Origin of the sequence: Pedobacter sp. AW31-3R, assembly GCF_052180285.1 — a bacterium.
In the GTDB taxonomy this organism is placed as follows: domain Bacteria; phylum Bacteroidota; class Bacteroidia; order Sphingobacteriales; family Sphingobacteriaceae; genus Pedobacter.
Genome location: NZ_CP197475.1, coordinates 6,391,352 through 6,410,605, shown reverse-complemented (window position 1 = coordinate 6,410,605; position 19,254 = coordinate 6,391,352). Strand labels below are relative to the sequence as shown.

Genomic DNA, 19,254 nt, shown 5'->3' with positions numbered 1-19,254 from the left:
ACAATGAATAGGATAAAAAAAACAGCCGGCCTGTCCTTACTGACAGCGATGGTGTTTTCCGGAATTTCATGGACACCTGCCCCATTTAATCTGGATCAGCCTGTAATTACTATTAAAGGTTTTACCTTTAAAGATCTGAACAGGAATGGTATGCTTGATAAGTATGAGGATTATAGACTTTCTATTGCTGAAAGAGCGGAAGATCTGGTATCTAAGATGACCGATGAGGAAAAAGCGAAGATGATGTTGGGTACAGGTATGCCGGGTTTCGACGGACTAACACCGGTAGTTGGAGCAATTGAAGGACGCGTACCTGGTGCCGCTGGGGGAACTTATGAAATCAAGCGTCTTGGCCTTCCTTCTATTATCGTTGCAGACGGACCCGCAGGACTTCGTATCAAACCGATCAGGGATAATGATAAAAATACATACTACTGTACTGCTTTTCCTGTAGGAACCTTACTGGCTTCCACCTGGAATGTGAACCTGATCGAATCTGTTGGTAAGGCAATGGGTAATGAGGTGAAGGAATATGGAGTGGATGTGTTGCTTGCACCAGCCTTGAATATTCACCGTAATCCGCTAAACGGAAGAAACTTTGAATATTATTCTGAAGATCCGCTCGTTTCAGGTAAAATTGCAGCTGCTATGGTAAAAGGGATCCAGTCGAATGGCGTGGGTACTTCCATCAAACACTATGCAGCAAATAACCAGGAAACAAACCGTCTGTCGATCAATGCACATGTAAGTGAGCGTGCTATGCGTGAGCTTTATCTTAAAGGCTTTGAGATCACTGTAAAGGAATCACAGCCATGGACAGTCATGTCATCTTACAATCTGATTAACGGAACATATACTTCTGCAAGAAAGGATTTATTAACAGATATCCTGCGTAAGGAATGGGGCTTCAAAGGAATTGTAATGACCGACTGGTTTGGTGGTTATGCAGGATTTGAATCTTTGAAAGGGGGTACAAGTAATGTAACTGAGCAGCTGACTGCAGGAAATGACCTGTTGATGCCGGGATTACCTGAGCAGGAAGCAAGTGTGATAGAAAACATGAAAAATGGCAAGCTAACTAAAGCTGTTGTTGATTTAAATGTGAAAAGAATTGTTGAACTCGTACTGCGTTCACCAATTATGCAAAACTATAAGTATTCAGATAAACCAGATTTAAAAGGAAATGCAGAAGTGACAAGAAAAGCTGCATCTGAAGGTATGGTGCTCCTGAAAAATAATCAGGTATTGCCTTACACTTCAACAGCATCTCCTCTTGCCGTATTTGGTGTGACTTCTTATGATTTTATTGCTGGTGGAACAGGTAGTGGTGATGTAAATGAAGCTTACACCGTTTCATTGATTGAAGGCTTAACTAATGGCGGATTTGCAGTTGATGAGCAGTTAAAAACCATGTATACTCCATTTGCTGCGAAAGAAAAAGCTGCTGAACTGGAGAGCCGTAAAAAAAGAGGTATGCTTGCTTTACCTGAGCGTCTTCCGGAACTTAAACTGGAGAAAGATTTAATTGCACAAAAGGCAGCTTCTTCTGAACTGGCCATTATTACCCTGGGAAGAAATTCTGGTGAAGGTGGCGACCGCACAGTAGATAACGATTTTAATCTGGCAGCTGATGAAGTTGAACTGATCAATAACGTTTCAGCAGCTTTCCATGCAAAAGGTAAAAAAGTAGTGGTGATCCTGAATATTGGTGGTGTGATTGAAACCAGCAGCTGGAAGGATAAAGTTGATGCGATCTTGTTGTCATGGCAGCCAGGTCAGGAAGGTGGAAACTCTGTTGCTGATGTGTTCTCCGGAAAAGTGAATCCTTCAGGTAAACTGACCATGACTTTCCCTGCGAAATATGAAGATACGCCTTCTGCAAAGAACTGGATGGGTACTCCTGTTGATAATCCAAAAGATGTAACTTATGAAGAAGGTGTTTATGTAGGATACCGTTATTTCAATACCTTTAAAGTGAAACCGTCTTACGAATTCGGTTATGGGTTATCCTATACTACTTTTGATTATTCTAATCTTAAGTTGAGCAGTGCTTCATTTAATGGAAAAATCACAGCTACAGTAACGGTTAAAAATACCGGAAAGACTGCCGGTAAGGAAGTTGTACAGTTATACCTTTCTGCACCCTCAAAATCTATCGATAAACCTGTTGAGGAATTAAAAGCGTTTGCAAAAACTAAAGAACTTAAACCGGGAGAAAGTGAAACAATTATACTCACACTTCTTCCAAAAGATCTTGCCTCTTTCCTTGAAAGTAAGTCTGCATGGATTGCTGAAGCGGGTAAGTATAAAGTAGCGATTGCAGCTTCTGCCTTAGATATTAAGAAAACAGCAGAGTTTACCCTGGCTAAGGAACTTGTGGTAGAAAAAGTAAACAAAGCTTTTCAAACTACACAAGCAATTAATGAGTTGAAAGCCAAATAGGCCTTCTATAAGTACATATTGTTTTTTACTGATGAAGCTATCATGGGTCTTTATCCTCTGCAGACAGAGTACGGCTCATGATGGTTTCTTCAAATGCAAAAATCAATGATATTCTGATGAAATAGCGAAGGTTTCTGCTCATTTAATTTCCTTCGCTATTTTTTCTTTTGTGCGGCTTGCACAACGGCTTGAATTTAGCCCAGTTCGATTTGTCTTCTGATACTTTCTTCCAGTGAAATCAGGGTTTCTGTACGCTGAATCCCTGCTACTGCCTGGATCTCTTCATTCAATACATGTCTGAGGTGATTGGTATCCCTGCAGATGATCTTTGCAAACATGCTGTAAGCACCGGTAGTGTAATGTAATTCTACGACTTCCTTAATTTTGCTGAGCTGTGCTACGGCATCCTTGTACTGTATCCCCTTTTCAAGATAGATTCCCAGGAATGCACAGATATCATAACCCGCTTTTTGAGGGTCAATGATTAAATGGGAGCCTTTGATAATGCCCATTTCCTGCAGTTTTTTCATTCTAACGTGAATTGTACCACCGGAAACAATCAAATCTTTGGCTATTTCTGTGTATGGTTTGGTGGCATCCTGCATCAACTGTTTTAAAATGTCAATATCGAGGTTGTCAATTTCTAAATTTTGGCTTTCTTTTTTAAGCATGATTTTGAGATATGTTAATGAATAACGAATATAAATATTAATATCATAATAATAAAATTAAATGATTAAAATATTTGCAACATATACCAGGTCTTGTTACATTTGTATCAAGCAAGTAACAAAAAGCAGTTCTTTAAAGCTTGTTTATACTCTGTAGGGTGGTGAAATTGGCAGACGCACCTCCTTGTCTCGGTGGTGGAGAATTTGGGAAACCTGTAAAGGCTAACCACTCCTTGAAGGTTCGACTCCTTCCCCTACAGCCAAAGATTGAGTTCTTTATTTAATGTTGGGTGGTGAAATTGGCAGACACACCTTCTTGTCTCGGTGGTGGGGATCATGGGATAAACACAGTTTATGGGTTGACCACAAATTAATTTTGAACTGCGGCTAACTTCCCCTTGAAGGTTCGACTCCTTCCCCAACAGCCAGTTTTTTATAATAAGTTAGTTTAATTTAGGTGTTCCGGAGGCGGTTCACCTTTTTTATTTTATGGATATTCCATTTTGAAGCGAATGTTTTAATCCTCCTTCTGAAAAGAAAACCTACGGGCAATTAGCTATTCTAATGCAGGTGTTGAAAAGAGGTTTTCTTCCTGCTTATTCCCGCATTCTTAAAATTACCCGCCTCATTCTGTTCCAATAATGGCCCTGAATGTTCATTTGTTTAAAATCGTTATAAATAATCTTTATTAAAGATGATTTTTATGGAAGAGCAGGGATTTGATTAATTTTGAAAGAAAAAGAATTATGGGTATTTATGAAATCTTGAAGAGTGCACACTCTGGATGGCGTTATTTGGTAATCATCTTATTACTTGTAGCGTTTATTAATGCATTGATGGGCTACATCGGAAAAAAACCTTACACTGAAGGTAACCGAAAATTAAATGTATTCGCTTTGATCAGCTCACATATCCAGTTGCTTTTGGGATTAATTATTTACTTTATGCACGATTGGTATAAAGGCGACATGTCTATAGCGATCCAGAGATACTGGAAAGTAGAACATCTTGCGATGATGGTTCTTGCTATTGTGTTGATTACTATCGGTAATGCAAAATCAAAAAAAGGAACAAATCCTGCCCTGAAACACCGCTCAATCTTTTTGTTTTTTGGCCTGGCACTCCTGATTATTACTGCTGCCATCATCAATATGGTCAACATTGATTTAAGCCGTCATTTATTTGGCATGTAATTATTTTTACGATTTAATTTTGGTTTATTAGATTTATTTATATTTTTGCTTCTACATGATTAACAATATACATACTTGGCAATGGCGCGGTAATTCTGAACGGGATATCGTCGCTTCCTTGTGTACCTTATAGTTTATCAACCTAAACCAAACCACACATACTAAACCCGACGTTAACCGCGTCGGGTTTTTGTTTTTACAGCATTTTTTTACAGCAGATATGAAGAAGATTAATATCAATACAATTTATAAAAAAAGGTTGGCAGATACGACCACTCCGGTAAGTATCTACCTGAGGTTGAGAGATGTATTTCCGAACACACTCCTGCTGGAGAGTTCAGATTACCATAGTCGGGAGAACTCGGTAAGTTATGTTTGTGCAGATCCTGTAGCCGGGATCATGTTACAGAAAGGAGAGTTGACGACCTACTTCCCGGACGGCAGCAGAGAAACAAAAAAAGATTTTGTCCTAACGGATGAAATTGAAGCTTTTAAATCCCGGTTTGATGCGCAGCCCGTAGAAGAGCAGCGTTACATTTCTACAGGACTATTTGGCTATTTTACCTGGAATACCGTCCAATATTTTGAAGATATTAAATTTAATTCTTCTGTTCCCCAGGATGAAGAGATTCCTGTAATGCAGTACCATGTTTATCGCTACATTATTGCAATAGATCATTTTAAAAATGAGGTTACGCTTTTCAGGAATAATTTTGATGAAGAAATCTGTGGAGGGCTGGAAAAAATTGAATATCTGATACAGAATAAAAACTTCCCGGAATATACTTTTGATACGGTAGGAGAAGAGCAATCGAACCTTAGCAATGAGGGATTCATGGAAATCGTAGAAAAAATGAAAACCCATATCCTGCGTGGAGATGTGTTCCAGATTGTCCCTTCCAGAGCGTATACCCAGGGTTTCTCAGGAGACGAGTTTAATGTCTACCGCTGCCTAAGGTCTATTAATCCATCTCCCTATTTGTTTTATTTCGATTATGGCAGTTTCAAGCTTTTTGGATCTTCACCTGAAGCACAGATTACCATTAAAAAGCAAGTTGCCAATATTTTCCCTATTGCCGGAACTTTTAAGCGGACAGGAAATGATGAGGAAGATGCTGAGCTGGCAAGAAAACTGGAACAGGATCCTAAGGAAAGTGCTGAACATGTGATGCTGGTCGATTTGGCCAGGAATGACCTGAGCAGACACTGCAGAAATGTACAGGTGAAATCTTTTAAGGAGGTACAGTATTATTCACATTTAATTCATTTGGTATCTAAGGTGAGTGGCGATCTGCAAAAGGACGTTTCTGCTTTTAAAGTGGTGGCAGATACTTATCCCGCAGGAACATTAAGCGGTGCACCAAAATATAAGGCCATGCAACTGATTGATGCGTATGAAGGACTCGGACGCAATTTCTACGCCGGCGCACTGGGATATATGGGATTTGGCGGTGAGTTCAATCATGCCATCATGATCAGAACATTTATGAGTAAGAATAACCAGCTTCATTATAGGGCTGGAGCCGGCATTGTTGCAGATTCCATCGCGGAGAATGAACTGAATGAAGTAAATAACAAAATTGCCGCATTGCGTAAAGCGATTGAAATGGCTAAAGGAATCAATCATATTTAAGTTAAGAAATCATGCAAAAGAAAATATTGGTTATAGATAATTATGATTCATTCACCTATAATCTGGTACATTTAATTAATGAATTGGGCAGGGAAGCGGAAGTGTGGAGAAATGATAAGTTTGAACTGGCAGATGTGGATCAGTTTGATAAGATCTTATTGTCCCCGGGGCCTGGTATTCCGCAGGAAGCTGGCTTACTGCTGGATGTGATACGTACCTATGCACCAACAAAAAGTATACTTGGCGTTTGCCTGGGGCAGCAGGCGATTGCCGAAGCTTTTGGGGGTACTTTATTTAATCTTGGCCGTCCGATGCATGGGATTGCTACGCCAATAGATGTACTGGATAGCGAAGAAGTCTTGTTCAGGGCATGTCCCAAAAGCATTAATGTTGGCCGCTACCATTCATGGGTAGTGAACCAAAATGACCTTCCTGGCTGCCTTACCGTAACCGCTACAGATAGCCATACCGAAATTATGGCATTAAGGCATCATACTTATGATGTGCGTGGCGTTCAGTTCCATCCTGAAAGTGTACTTACAGAGTATGGTAAACAAATGATACAAAACTGGTTGGAAAACTAATCCTATTAAGATCAACAGATGAATATATTAGACAGAATCGTCATACGTAAAAAGGAAGAAGTTGCCTTGGCAAAGGCTAAAGTGACTGTACAGGAATTGGAAAAGGGACTGCACTTTAACCGTAGCCCATATTCTTTCCGCGATTTCCTGATGGCAAAAGACCGCACAGGGATTATCGCGGAATTCAAACGCCGTTCTCCGTCCAAAGGACTGATTAACGGACATTCAACCGTGGAAGAGGTAACGTCCGGTTATGCCGCCGCCGGTGCTTCTGCTTTATCCGTATTGACGGACAATGATTTTTTTGGTGGGGATCTGGACGACCTGCTTGCGGCCAGGGATGTGAATAAAATCCCTGTATTGCGGAAAGATTTTATGATTGATGAGTACCAGATCATAGAAGCAAAAGCGATGGGGGCAGATATTATCCTGTTGATTGCTGCCATTCTTACTCCAGAGGAAATTGCCCGTTTTGCAGGTCTGGCAAAGAGCCTTGGCTTAAATACATTGCTGGAAGTCCATCACCTGGAAGAATTACAGCGGAGTATTCATCCGCTTGTAGATGCTATTGGTGTCAATAACCGCAATCTGGCAGACTTTTCTGTTGACATCCAGACGTCATTCCAACTGGCAGAGGAGATACCTGCAGAATTTTTAAAAATATCGGAGAGTGCTATAAGTGATGTTGAGACGATAAAACAGCTGAAAAAGGCAGGTTTCAATGGATTTCTTATTGGAGAGAACTTCATGAAAACATCAAATCCGGGTGCTGCCATGCAAGCTTTTGCAGATGGGCTGATCTCGGTATAACTTTTGTATCTTTGTACTTTACATGGGAAAAGCGAAAACTTATGATACCGCGCTTAAACAGGAACGGGCTGTCCTTGTTGGCGTAATCAGGCCGGGAGAAAAACCGGAGGAAACAAAAGAATATCTGGATGAACTGGCATTTCTGGTAGATACTGCCGGGGGTGTGGTAGAGACTACCTTTACGCAAAAAATGCTTCGTCCGGAGCGTGCTACATTTGTAGGCACAGGAAAACTGGAAGAGATAAAAGGCTACGTGAAATCGGAAGAGATCGATATGGTCGTTTTTGATGATGAACTGTCACCTTCGCAATTGCGGAATATTGAACGTGAACTGGAAGTGAAAATACTGGACAGAAGTAACCTTATTCTGGATATTTTTGCCGGAAGGGCGCAGACTGCACAGGCGAAAACACAGGTGGAACTGGCACAACTGCAATATTTATTGCCACGACTTACCCGTTTATGGACTCACCTTGAGCGCCAGAAGGGTGGTATTGGTATGCGTGGTCCTGGAGAAACCCAGATTGAGAGTGACAGAAGGATGATTCTGGAGAAAATATCACTCTTGAAAGGAAGATTGAAACTGATCGATAAACAGAATGAAACGCAGCGGAAGAACCGTGTTCAGCTGATCAGGGTTGCCCTTGTCGGATATACCAACGTAGGAAAATCTACCATCATGAACATGATTTCCAAATCGGAAGTGTTTGCTGAAAACAAACTTTTTGCGACGCTGGATACTACGGTGAGAAAAGTAGTGATTGATAACCTCCCTTTTTTACTGTCGGATACTGTAGGGTTCATCCGCAAACTCCCGCATCACCTGGTGGAGTGTTTTAAGTCTACACTGGATGAAGTGAGGGAAGCTGATGTTCTTGTACATGTGGTGGATGTGTCCCATCCTAACTTTGAAGATCAGATCAATGTGGTCAACGAAACGCTGAAAGACCTGGGGGCACGTGACAAACAGACCATCATGGTATTCAACAAAATTGATGCTTATGTGAGTCCTGAAGCTGAAGAACAGCATGAGGAGGAAAAGGTGACATTAACCCTGGAAGATTTTAAACGTAGCTGGATGGCACAGCACAATGCGCCTGCACTGTTTATTTCTGCCTTGCATAAAGAGAACCTGGAAGAGTTCAAACAACTGTTATACGACACGATTGTTGCGCTGCATACCGAGCGTTATCCGTATGACAAATTATTATACTAAATTTTAAGCGCACAAATATCATGGAAAGTAAACGTCAGCAGAAATTTGCGGGTATACTACAAGAAGAACTAGCATCAATCTTTCAGCGGGAAGGGGCAGAGTATCTGCCAAATACCCTCGTTACGATCACTAAAGTAAGGGTATCTCCTGATTTAGCTGTTGCGAAAGTTTATTTGAGCTTCTTAAGCACCAATAATACACTGTTATCAATTAATACGGTTAATTCTCACGCAGGAGAAATAAGATATAAATTAGGTACGCGCATACGCCACCAGGCAAGAGTGGTACCTACCCTTTCGTTTTTTATAGATGATACCAATACGTATGTTGAACATATGGACAAGATCTTCGATAAAATTTCTAAGGAACGTAAAGATACGGACGGGGAAACAACGGAGGAATAAGTGATGGATTTGCTGGAAAGGTTCCATGCCTGGCAGGAGAGGGAAAAGGCTGGTATCCGGCAGGTGGTGGACTTTAATCCACTGGAGGACCAGGTGCTGCCTATGGATTTTACGGCAGCAAATACGGACCTTACCGATGAAATCCTGGATGATACTGCCGCTTTTTCTAACTGGGTAGCGCAACAACTATCAGAGAAAGATTGCCGCTATGGAATTGGTGGTTACAATGAACACCGGACGATCTACCGCCGGAGTGCGCATTTTGATACAGCTGAAGAACCCAGGCGCTTACACCTTGGTGTAGACATCTGGGGACCTGCATCAACTCCGGTATACAATTTTTTTGAGGCAGAAGTGCACAGCTTTAAAAATAATCCTCAGTCCGGCGATTACGGGGCAACCATTATCCTGAAATACCGGTTGGACGGATTCGACCTGTACGCATTGTATGGTCATTTAAGTCTTGCTTCCCTGGAGGGCCTCCGGGTGGGACAACATATTTCCGCCGGGCAGCAATTTGCTGCACTGGGTATTCCTGCTGAAAATGGAAACTGGCCTCCACATTTGCACTTTCAATTGATGTTCGCTATGCAGGGCATGGAGGGCGATTATCCTGGGGTATGCCAGTTTTCCAAACGGGCAGGCTATTTGCACAATTGTCCCGATCCCATGCTCATTCTTAACCACAGCTTTAAATTAAATTGTGTAAATTAGGGTATGGGAAGATTATTTGCATTGATTTTTTTATTGTTCGGATGTTCAGTTCAGGCGCAGCCTGCATTGAAAGGCGGACTTGAAGCTTTTATCAAAACCAATATTATCTATCCTGCATATTCCTGGCAGAATTGTGTTCAGGCCACGATCAATGTAAGTTTCAAACTGAACAGGGCTGGTGAAGTTTACTTTTCAGCAGTGAGCAAAGGCCCCGGAATAGACCTGGATAAAGAAGCGCTGAGGTTAGTTCGCCTGAGCAGCGGCAAGTGGAACATGCCTGCCGGTTATGATACGACTTATGTGCTGATCGTACCTGTTAATTTCAGGATTACCGGTGGCAACTGTACCGGAATAAGGGAAGGAGAAATGCAAAAGGCCATTGCAGCCTACAAGGCGAATGAAGGGCTTACGGATGCCATTATCAATTTCTACCGTAATAAATCTGCTGGTAAATACAATGAAGCCGATGAAACCCGGATCATTGCCTTAAAAAAGGAACTGGGCTATGATGAGGAATGGATGGAAGCTAAAATACAGGAAGGACAAAAGAAACTCAGGCAGAAAGACTACCAGGGTGCCTGTGAGGATTTTCTAATGGTAAAATATATGGGTTCATCACTAGCTGATCAGCTGCTGGAACGTTACTGTAAATAATATGCGTCTTTTATTTAAAATCTTTGCACTGCTTGATGTGATCAGCATCTGTTTTATGGTTCCGCAAATCTGGATCATCCTCAATCATTTTGATACCATACCTAAAGAAGCTTTGTCGGTGTTCAAAGTGGTCTTTACCTCAGCTATTTTTCTTTCCTTATTTGTCTCCGCTGCCGGATTATTTCAGTTTAAAAAATATGGCATGATCACTTATTATGTACAATTCCCATTCCGGTTAATTCTGTGGGTGTTTTCCATTGGTTTCATTACTTTCCTGCCAGAGCTTTTTCATCAGGAGAACCAGTGGTTTGGCATCCTTTTCAGGATCTGTATTGTTGCAGAATTCTTCAGGATTTACTATACCATCCAGGCTCAGCGGAGCCTGATCAGGAAATAAGACAGGCCTTTCGACTTGTCAGGTTATTATTGAAATGGCCTCAGGCAGGATCTTCGCATGAACTTCATTTACTTTTCCTTTATATTCTCCGTCTACCTGGAAATGTACCTTATGCCTGGTTTTTATCCGCAGACTTTTCGTATGAAATAACTGGATTTTTTCGGGGTTAAAGGGCAGGTTGGTAAAGCGGATCTTCAGGATCTCCATCACTGCATATTTCTTCACGAGGATCACCTCAAAGACATCATCATCAAGTCTTCCCTCGGGATTTATTTTAACGCCGGTTCCGTACATGGTGGCATTGGCAACAACAACCATGGCCGCTTCGGAGCGGATGGTCTCTCCTTCAATATCAAATTCCACCTCCATTTTATGGTGGCTCCACAGAGCTTTCCATGTGGCCCTGGCATATCCCCACATTCCGCGCTGGGGGAGGTCGTCAAACTTTTTAACGATATAGGCATTGAACCCGATATCTGACAAATGGATGCACAGCTCATTATTGACCATCACCAGATGGATCTTTTTGAGGCTGCCACTGACAGTTAACTGCAGGGCTTCTTTAACATCCAGGGGGATTCCCAGTTCTTTCGCCATTCCGTTTGCAGAGCCTGCAGGAATAATGCCGATGGGGGTGTTCTTTCCGTTCAGGCATTCGGCAACCAGCTTTAATGTTCCGTCACCACCAACAGCAATCACACGGTCGGCCCTCGAATTTTCGATGACTTGTTTAACCTGGTCGGGGATACAGTCTTCAGGCAGCAGGAAAACTTCAGCATCATGATCCAGAGGATCGAAAAAATCATTGATTTCTTTTTCAAAATCGGTATTGTCACTGCCTGAACCCGGATTTACGATGAAAAGTAATTTAAGTGTGCCTGGCGCTTGATTCATGTTATTCTTTACTCAGACAAACAACTGTACGGATACTCTGTTTCATTTATAATGAATAATTCTGTTAGTGTAAAAATATATCATGGCTATGGCCATACACATAACCTGGTCGTATATGGGCATGCTTTTAAGTTCAGGGCAAAGGCAGGTCAGAAGTATAGCAATAATCTATTCGTGAATATCGTCCACCTGTTTAAGCTGTTTGTCTTAAAACCCTATGCCTTTGTTGGGGTCCGTCTTACCTTTTACAAACAAATAGTGTATCAAACGACAGAATATGATGGTTTTTTTAAGTTTGAATGGGAAGCAGCCGAGAATGTGGAAGCTGGCTGGCATCCGGTAAAAGTGGAGGTGCTTGCTGAGGATGGAGAAGTGCTTGCTGTAAATACAGGAAGTGTATACGTTCCCCATATTACACAATACGCATTTATCTCTGATATTGATGATACCGTAATGGTTTCTCATTCTGCAACCGTAGGCAGAAGAATGCGGGAACTGTTTATTAAAAATCCGCGTACGCGGAAAACTTTTCCCTATGCCGCGGCACATTACAATTTGCTGGCTTTATCCCATACTGATGCTGATCATCCCAATCCTTTTTTTTATGTATCGAGCAGTGAATGGAATTTATACGACTACCTGGTAGAAATTTTCAGATTTAACAAACTGCCGGAAGGCGCATTTTTGCTGAACCAGATCAAACGCTGGAAGAATCTGATCAAAACCGGTAAAACTGGTCATGAAGGCAAATTGATTCGTGTAATGCGGATTCTTGATGCTTTTCCAAATCAGAAGTTTGTATTTTTTGGAGACAATTCACAACAGGATCCGGAGATTTATTCAGCAATAGCTATAAAATATCCAAAAAATATAGAGGCTATCTATATCAGGAACATCCGGCCGGAAAGGGAAGGGGCTACGCGGGAACTGTTGGTAAAAGCGGAAGCATTGCAGATCCATACCTGTCTCTTTTCTACCAGTCAGGAAGCGATTACCCATTCTGAGAGCATCGGTTTAATCGGTGACTGAGCTCATCCGGCGACCGATATCCTTCTCAGCTCAGTGCTCATGCCTGTTAACCTGCTGATTTTTTTTATTTTTGTACGATGATATTTCAGTTGGATGAAAATGAACTTGTTTTTCCGCATCCGTCCCATGCTGAACCAGATGGTTTACTTGCATTGGGGGGTGATTTAAGCAAAGAAAGATTGGCTTTAGCTTATGAGAACGGGATTTTTCCCTGGTTTAGTGAGGGCGATCCTATCTGCTGGTTTTCTCCCCACGAACGCTGTGTCATTTACCCTGATCAGGTTAAGATCAGCAAAAGTATGCGCAAGGTACTGGCTTCCGGGAGTTTTACGGTAACGATGGATCAGGCATTTGAACGTGTGATCACAAGCTGTGCAGATACGGTACGCAAAGATCAGGAGGGTACATGGATTACTTCAGCCATGCAGCAGGCCTATATTGGTTTACATCAAACAGGAAAAGCACATAGTGTTGAAGTATGGCATAATGGAGAGCTGGTGGGTGGACTTTACGGGATCCATGTCAACCATGTTTTCTGTGGAGAGAGTATGTTCAGCAGGATGAGTAATGCCTCTAAGACGGCGCTCATATGGTTGTGCCAGACCAATAATTACAGCTTAATTGATTGTCAGGTTCCGAATGACCACCTGATGAGCCTGGGGGCAGAAATGCTGCCGAGGGCGCTGTATATGGAAATACTTCAATCCCCCTGAGTCCGGTGGTGTCCTCAATTGAGGATTTCCCGGATATCATCTTTGCTCAGCGATTTAAAGAAGCTTTCTTCTGTAGTAATCAATGAACTGGCCAGCCGTTTTTTACGGTTCTGCAGGGCAAGGATTTTTTCTTCGACAGTATCCTTCGCAATGAACTTGTAGATAAATACCTTTTTTTCCTGCCCGATACGGTGTGACCTGTCTATCGCCTGCTGTTCTACTGCAGGATTCCACCATGGGTCTAAAATAAACACATAGTCAGCCTGAGTGAGGTTTAGTCCTACACCACCAGCTTTAATAGAGATCAGGAATACTTTCAGTGCCGTATTTTCCTGAAACTCCGATACAATCTCCCCACGGTTTTTGGTGGTGCCGTCGAGATAGGCAAAAGGTATATTTTCCTGTTCGAAATAATGTTTAAAGATGCTGAGGTGTTTCACAAACTGAGAGAAGATCAGTACTTTATGGCCTCCCTTTAAGACATTGTCCAGCGTATGGATCACGTTCTCAAACTTTCCGGAGTCTGATACATATTCCTCATCAATCATGACCGGATGATTGGCAAGCTGGCGTAAAGCGGTTAAGCCTTGCAGCAACTGCACCTGCTTTTTGGCATAGGTGCCATCATCCATGCTGCTCAGTAAATCGTTTCTGTAAGCCGATTTGGTCTTCTCGTAGTAAGATGCCTGATCTTCGCTCATGGCACAGTAAATAATCTGCTCTGTTTTCGCCGGGAGCTCTTCTGCCACCTGCTCCTTTGTTCTTCTCAGGACAAAAGGTTTGATAATGGCCTGTAGTTTCCTGGCTTTTTCTTCATCCTTTCTTTTTTCGATTCCCTGAACATATTCCTCATTGAAGAAGGACTGTGTGCCCAGAAGTCCGGGATTCAGGAAGGTCAGCTGTGTCCACAAATCACTCACCGAGTTTTCTACCGGAGTACCGCTGAGGATCAGACGGTGCCTGGATTTCAGCAATCTTACCGCTTTAAAAGATTTCGATGAAGGATTTTTGATATTCTGACTCTCATCAAGGATAATGTAATTGAAATAAAAATCCTGAAGGGATGCGATATCTACCCTGGTAATTCCATAGGTCGTGATGATGATGTCATATTTAATAAACAGGCCTACATTCTTATTTCTGGATCCACCCGTATGGGCAAGGATTTTTAGTTTTGGGGTGAACTTTTTGGCTTCATTGAGCCAGTTATAAATTAAAGAAGTAGGCATAACAATCAGCGAAGTGCTGTGTGTGTTGTTGAGCTCATCCTCTTCCTTCAGCTTTTGCAGCATGGCAAGGGTTTGAATGGTTTTACCCAATCCCATATCATCTGCCAGACAGCCACCGAAGTTATACTCCCTTAAAAAGCTGAACCAATTGTAACCCGCCTTCTGATAACTTCTTAATTCACCTTTAAAATGGACAGGCATATGCGTATCGGCGATGTCCTCAAAATCATTCAGTTTTTGAAGTTTCCGCTGTAGGGTAACGTTGGCAATTCCATCTTCCGCCAGGTCATTGATGAGACCGATATGGTGTTTCTTTAGCTTTAACGTTTTACCTGCGTCTGCAAGACTAAAAAGGCTGCTGTATTGGGAGAACCATTTCTCCGGGATAATTGCCAGGGAACCATCGGGTAAAGGGAACTCCCTTTTTTTATGGAGGATATAAGGTTTCAAAGAAATAAAAGGAACGGGATGATGGCCGAAGTAAACGATAGCATTGATATCAAACCAGTCGTTATCTTCCTTAATTTCAAAATCTATTTTGCTGGAAGCAAACAGGAACCGTTTATTACCGGTTTCCTGTGCAATATGGAAACCATGTTCCTTAAGGATATCTATATGGTCATTTATCCAGTTAATCACAGCATAAGCATTATCGGATCCATCTGTTGCCTGACTCAGTTCAAGGTGATAGACCGTAGGGCTTACCTTTTTTAAGCCCAATTTAACCAGCTCCGCATACTTGTTTTTTTCCCAGGCAGTATCTCTCTTGACTCTGGTAAAAACATAATTGCTTTCTTCCTTCCGCAGGCTTACGGTGATCTTTTTCTCATATCCAAGGGGGAAAGTATGCTCTCCGTATTGATAATGCAACTGAAGCTGTGAAATGCCATTCTCGACATAGATGACCTTGATGATTGCAGAGGGCTCATGTTTTTCCGTTTTGATATCGAATCCTTCTGCATATACATGGTATTTTTCAATCAGGGGAGCAACAAACTTCTCGAAATAGGTTTCTTCTTTTGCGGTAGGAATGGTAATGTACCGTTTGTTCAAAAATGGAGAAAGCTTTTTGCCTTCAATATCCTGTTCAAAGAAATAGAGCACATCATTTAATAACAGCCATGCCGGCTGATTACTCACCACCTGGGCCTCTTTGAACATGAAGTCTATACGAAGGCCTTCATATTTTATTGTCGGAAAATAGCGGGTTTCTGTTTCATTTCTGCGGAAATGGAACAGGATGGTCGCCGGAGTCGCAGCCAGTTCAATTTTACGTTCTGCAGGCCAGCCGTCCTTGTCCATTAAATATAGTGCTTCCTTATCTTTAAGGATGGCCAGTACCTCTGCCAGTCGCTTTTCAATTTTAGGGCGTACGGTGTCATAAAAGCGGTCATCATAAAACTTACTGAAAAATTCAAATGGTCTTAATGCCTTCTTATGGTATTTTTTGATCACATGGTCCTGCTCTGTCTCATCCAGGATTTTTATAATTTTTATATCCGAATCGGTAAGATGCCGCGTGAACTCTTCCGCAGTATGGCTAAAAAGGCGCTGATAGGTAAGGGAAAAATCTCCCTGCGGGTTCAGCTGAACGATATGCGGTTCAATTAAATAGCCCAGATACTCATGCTTACACAGAGAATAAACGATTTTGCATGGCTTTGAACTATCTACACGTAACATGGCTAAATATTAAAAAAGAAGGGATTTTAGGCTTATAAAATCTTTAAACATACATCAAATTTGATTTGCTGTCAAATTTCATTGAAATAAAGATTGTTTTTTATTCCTGTTGGTCGAAAAAATACACCCGTTTGTCGCCTGTTACCGCCCTGTGGTATAATAGGGCGAAGTTGGCTGAAACGTTGAGGGCTTATGGTGATCTTATTATAAATGATTTAAGAATAACCTTTAATAAAAGGTTCAAAACCAGAAATATATGAAAACGTCGTCTCTACAACTTTCCGGAATTTCCATCAAGAAATCCATGGCTGCTTCGGCAGTACCATAAATCCCCATTCCGCTGCTGTGTCTTCATACCCGCCCAAATATTTGGTGTCAGTTGGTCGAAAAATAAGGGCAGTTTGTCGGATTAAAAAGCATTATGGTATAAAAGTCCCATTCCTCACGCAACGTCACTTAGGAGAATCTGTCCTTTTGGTAAACTAATTAAATACAACGCTTTATAAAAAGCTTAAAACTCAAACATATGAAAACTTCATTAAAAACATTACTAACATCAACCCTGGCAATACTTGTATTGTCAGCCTCAGCATTTACTTCAACTGCTGCATCCGTTTGCAGAAGACTGGAATTGTCGCCATCAAATCCGGAGATCAAAAAAGTTGTCGTAACCGGTAACGCCAAAGTAACCATTGTTAAAAGCAAGCGAGAGTGGGTAAATTATTATGAAGATCAGGCCGATAAGATTACTATTAAACAAGTTGGGAATACACTGACTATCGGCTCTAAAGGAGATGAACGTGTAACTGTTACTGTATATGTGAATGATATTTACCGTATTGATGCCTGCGATGCGGCAGAAGTGAGAACAACAGGATGTTTTAAATTAAAATGTCTGCAGGTTATGCTTAAAGACGATGCACGTGCACGTGTAAAAGCCAATACAGAAAGTCTGTACACCGTGATTAAAGGCAATGCCAATCTGGAATTATTGGGGACAACAGATAACCATATCTTAAAATCTGATGGAATAGCAACTTTAAACACGGAAGGGTTTGCTGCTTTGAAAACAGAGCATGTGTCACATGATGAAATGGCCTTACATACAGAGATAAACGGTTCTGTAACTAAAAAAGCAGAGGGAATAAAAAATTACAATTAGTAAGTGATATCATAAGGAGAGTAAGACATTCCCCACAAAGACGGATACCTATCCGCCTTTGTGGGGAATGTCTGTTTACAGGTCAAACTTAATCCCCTGTGCAAGCGGTAAGGTCGCTGCATAGTTAATGGTATTTGTTTGCCTTCTCATGTAGCCTTTCCAGGCATCGGAGCCACTTTCCCTGCCACCCCCTGTCTCTTTTTCCCCGCCAAAAGCACCACCGATCTCTGCACCCGATGTACCGATGTTTACATTGGCAATACCGCAGTCAGATCCTAAGGAAGAGAGGAACAATTCGGCTTCCCTCAGGTTAAGTGTCATGATGGCTGAAGATAATCCCTGGGGGACATCATTCTGCAATGCAATAGCTTCTTCAAGTGTCTTGTACCTGATCAGGTAAAGAATAGGGGCAAAGGTTTCTTCCTGCACAATTTCAAAATGGTTTTCCACTTCGGCTACGCATGGTTTTACATAACACCCGGAATCATAGGGATGCCCGCTCAGTACACCCCCTTCTACGACAAAAACGGCCCCCTCGGCTTTTCCTTTTTCAATGGCTTTGGTATACATTTCTACAGCCGCCTGATCAATCAGCGGCCCCACATGGTGGTGCTGATCCAGGGGATCACCTATCCTGAGCTGTCCATATGCGCTAACCAGTTTGTTTTTAAAGTCCTCATAAATATCTTCGTGGATAATCAGTCTTCTTGTCGATGTGCAGCGTTGTCCTGCCGTACCTACGGCACCGAAAACAGCACCAATGATAGACATATCCAGATCAGCATCTTTGGAGATAATGATGGCATTATTGCCGCCAAGTTCCAGGATGCTTTTTCCGAAACGGGAAGCCACAGCCGCAGACACGATCCTGCCAATGCGTGTAGAGCCGGTGAAGGATACAAGTGACACTCTTTTGTCGTTATTGATCAGGTCGCCCGCTGCATTTCCGATAATCAGGGAACTGATTCCTTCAGGCAAATCATTATCCGCCAGAACCTTGGCGAGAATGCGATGGCAGGCTATGGCACACAATGGCGTTTTTGAAGAAGGTTTCCATACACATACATTTCCGCAGACCAATGCCAGGGCGGTATTCCAGCTCCATACAGCAACAGGGAAATTAAAGGCTGAGATGATACCTACAATTCCAAGGGGGTGCCATTGTTCGTACATGCGGTGATTTGGCCGTTCGGAATGCATAGTTAATCCATACAACTGACGTGACAGGCCAAGAGCGAAATCACAGATGTCGATCATTTCCTGTACTTCACCGAAACCTTCCTGCAGGCTCTTTCCCATTTCATAGGAAACCAATGTTCCCAGGTCTTCTTTATGCCGGCGTAAAGCATCTCCAAGCTGGCGAACAATATCCCCACGTTTTGGGGCAGGAATCGTACGCCAGGTCTTGAAAGCAAGTTCAGCGGTTCCGATCACCTGCTCATAATCTTCCTTACCTGCCGTCTGAACAGCCGCTATCTTTTTGCCATCTACCGGAGAGAAGCTGTCGATGATATGGGCATCATTCCCTCCCCAGGTATTACCTGTACTGTAAGCTGAATTTAATTCCAGGATACCCAGATTTTTTAAAACAGAACTGATATGAGTTTGCATAAATATTTGGTATTGATTTATACAAATCAACAAAAAAAATACCGGATGGGCGAACAGAACAATCGCAGTTTCCTGACCCGTATTTTACCATGCTTAATTTAATTTGTGGTATTTTTGTACGTATTTAAAGAAATCCCGGTAAAAACAGCAAAAAGGCCAATTCAGTTGGTCGTGTTTATTTCTTCGCTAAGAATAATATTATCAGCTAATTACAG

The 19,254-nt window shown here is 42.0% G+C and carries 17 protein-coding genes and 2 tRNA genes; 15 read left to right on the top strand and 4 right to left on the bottom strand.

The features are described from left to right. The first annotated feature begins 3 nt into the window (after window positions 1–3). Window positions 4–2,442, top strand: a complete 2,439-nt coding sequence (locus tag ACSBL2_RS26115) for a glycoside hydrolase family 3 N-terminal domain-containing protein (RefSeq protein WP_442589499.1) — start codon at window positions 4–6, stop codon at window positions 2,440–2,442. A 194-nt stretch (window positions 2,443–2,636) separates the two neighbouring features. On the opposite strand, the gene ACSBL2_RS26110 is transcribed toward ACSBL2_RS26115, so the two are convergent. Further along, window positions 2,637–3,113, bottom strand: a complete 477-nt coding sequence (locus ACSBL2_RS26110) for an Lrp/AsnC ligand binding domain-containing protein (RefSeq protein ID WP_090560120.1) — start codon at window positions 3,111–3,113, stop codon at window positions 2,637–2,639. Window positions 3,114–3,265: 152 nt separating this feature from the next. Between ACSBL2_RS26110 and ACSBL2_RS26105 the strand changes: the two genes are divergently transcribed. From ACSBL2_RS26105 to ACSBL2_RS26055, 11 genes are all read left to right on the top strand, one after another. Further along, window positions 3,266–3,376 (top strand) — tRNA-Asp (locus ACSBL2_RS26105). A 21-nt stretch (window positions 3,377–3,397) separates the two neighbouring features. Then, window positions 3,398–3,541 (top strand) — tRNA-Asp (locus ACSBL2_RS26100). Window positions 3,542–3,949: 408 nt separating this feature from the next. Next, a complete protein-coding gene (locus ACSBL2_RS26095; RefSeq protein ID WP_442589498.1) occupies window positions 3,950–4,306 on the top strand; it encodes a cytochrome B in 357 nt (118 codons plus the stop codon). A gap of 220 nt (window positions 4,307–4,526) precedes the next feature. Beyond that, on the top strand, window positions 4,527–5,939 hold the full coding sequence (locus ACSBL2_RS26090) for an anthranilate synthase component I family protein (protein WP_442589497.1): 1,413 nt from the start codon (window positions 4,527–4,529) through the stop codon (window positions 5,937–5,939). Between the two features lie 11 nt (window positions 5,940–5,950). Next, window positions 5,951–6,523: an anthranilate synthase component II gene (locus ACSBL2_RS26085; protein WP_442589496.1), complete on the top strand. Its 573-nt coding sequence runs from the start codon at window positions 5,951–5,953 to the stop codon at window positions 6,521–6,523. Window positions 6,524–6,541: 18 nt separating this feature from the next. Continuing rightward, a complete protein-coding gene (gene trpC, locus ACSBL2_RS26080) occupies window positions 6,542–7,333 on the top strand; it encodes an indole-3-glycerol phosphate synthase TrpC (protein ID WP_442589495.1) in 792 nt (263 codons plus the stop codon). Window positions 7,334–7,355: 22 nt separating this feature from the next. Continuing rightward, window positions 7,356–8,549, top strand: coding sequence for a GTPase HflX (hflX, locus tag ACSBL2_RS26075; protein WP_442589494.1), 1,194 nt, complete (start codon window positions 7,356–7,358; stop codon window positions 8,547–8,549). Window positions 8,550–8,569: 20 nt separating this feature from the next. Continuing rightward, entirely contained in the window at window positions 8,570–8,953 is a 384-nt protein-coding gene (gene rbfA, locus ACSBL2_RS26070) for a 30S ribosome-binding factor RbfA (protein WP_442589493.1), read from the top strand. 3 nt (window positions 8,954–8,956) lie between these two features. Then, a complete protein-coding gene (locus ACSBL2_RS26065) occupies window positions 8,957–9,667 on the top strand; it encodes a peptidoglycan DD-metalloendopeptidase family protein (RefSeq protein WP_442589492.1) in 711 nt (236 codons plus the stop codon). 3 nt (window positions 9,668–9,670) lie between these two features. Continuing rightward, a complete protein-coding gene (locus ACSBL2_RS26060) occupies window positions 9,671–10,321 on the top strand; it encodes an energy transducer TonB (protein ID WP_442589491.1) in 651 nt (216 codons plus the stop codon). Between the two features lies 1 nt (window position 10,322). After that, window positions 10,323–10,718 (top strand): hypothetical protein, encoded by a 396-nt coding sequence (locus ACSBL2_RS26055; RefSeq protein ID WP_442589490.1) that lies wholly within the window; start codon window positions 10,323–10,325, stop codon window positions 10,716–10,718. 18 nt (window positions 10,719–10,736) lie between these two features. Here the strand turns inward: ACSBL2_RS26055 and ACSBL2_RS26050 are convergent, their stop codons facing one another. Next, window positions 10,737–11,612: a diacylglycerol/lipid kinase family protein gene (locus ACSBL2_RS26050; protein ID WP_442589489.1), complete on the bottom strand. Its 876-nt coding sequence runs from the start codon at window positions 11,610–11,612 to the stop codon at window positions 10,737–10,739. A 51-nt stretch (window positions 11,613–11,663) separates the two neighbouring features. On the opposite strand from ACSBL2_RS26050, the gene ACSBL2_RS26045 reads away from it, so the two are divergent. Further along, window positions 11,664–12,641 carry an App1 family protein gene (locus tag ACSBL2_RS26045; protein WP_442589488.1) on the top strand — a complete coding sequence of 326 codons (978 nt, stop codon included), beginning with the start codon at window positions 11,664–11,666 and terminating at the stop codon, window positions 12,639–12,641. Window positions 12,642–12,718: 77 nt separating this feature from the next. Beyond that, on the top strand, window positions 12,719–13,354 hold the full coding sequence (aat, locus tag ACSBL2_RS26040; RefSeq protein WP_442589487.1) for a leucyl/phenylalanyl-tRNA--protein transferase: 636 nt from the start codon (window positions 12,719–12,721) through the stop codon (window positions 13,352–13,354). Between the two features lie 14 nt (window positions 13,355–13,368). Here the strand turns inward: aat and ACSBL2_RS26035 are convergent, their stop codons facing one another. Beyond that, complete coding sequence (locus ACSBL2_RS26035; protein ID WP_442589486.1) at window positions 13,369–16,266, bottom strand: SNF2-related protein; 2,898 nt, start codon at window positions 16,264–16,266, stop codon at window positions 13,369–13,371. 526 nt (window positions 16,267–16,792) lie between these two features. Here ACSBL2_RS26035 and ACSBL2_RS26030 point away from each other — a divergent pair. Continuing rightward, window positions 16,793–17,428: a GIN domain-containing protein gene (locus tag ACSBL2_RS26030; protein ID WP_442589485.1), complete on the top strand. Its 636-nt coding sequence runs from the start codon at window positions 16,793–16,795 to the stop codon at window positions 17,426–17,428. 75 nt (window positions 17,429–17,503) lie between these two features. Here ACSBL2_RS26030 and amaB read toward each other — a convergent pair whose 3' ends face one another. Then, window positions 17,504–19,039: an L-piperidine-6-carboxylate dehydrogenase gene (gene amaB / locus ACSBL2_RS26025; RefSeq protein WP_442589484.1), complete on the bottom strand. Its 1,536-nt coding sequence runs from the start codon at window positions 19,037–19,039 to the stop codon at window positions 17,504–17,506. Between the last annotated feature and the right edge of the window lie 215 nt (window positions 19,040–19,254).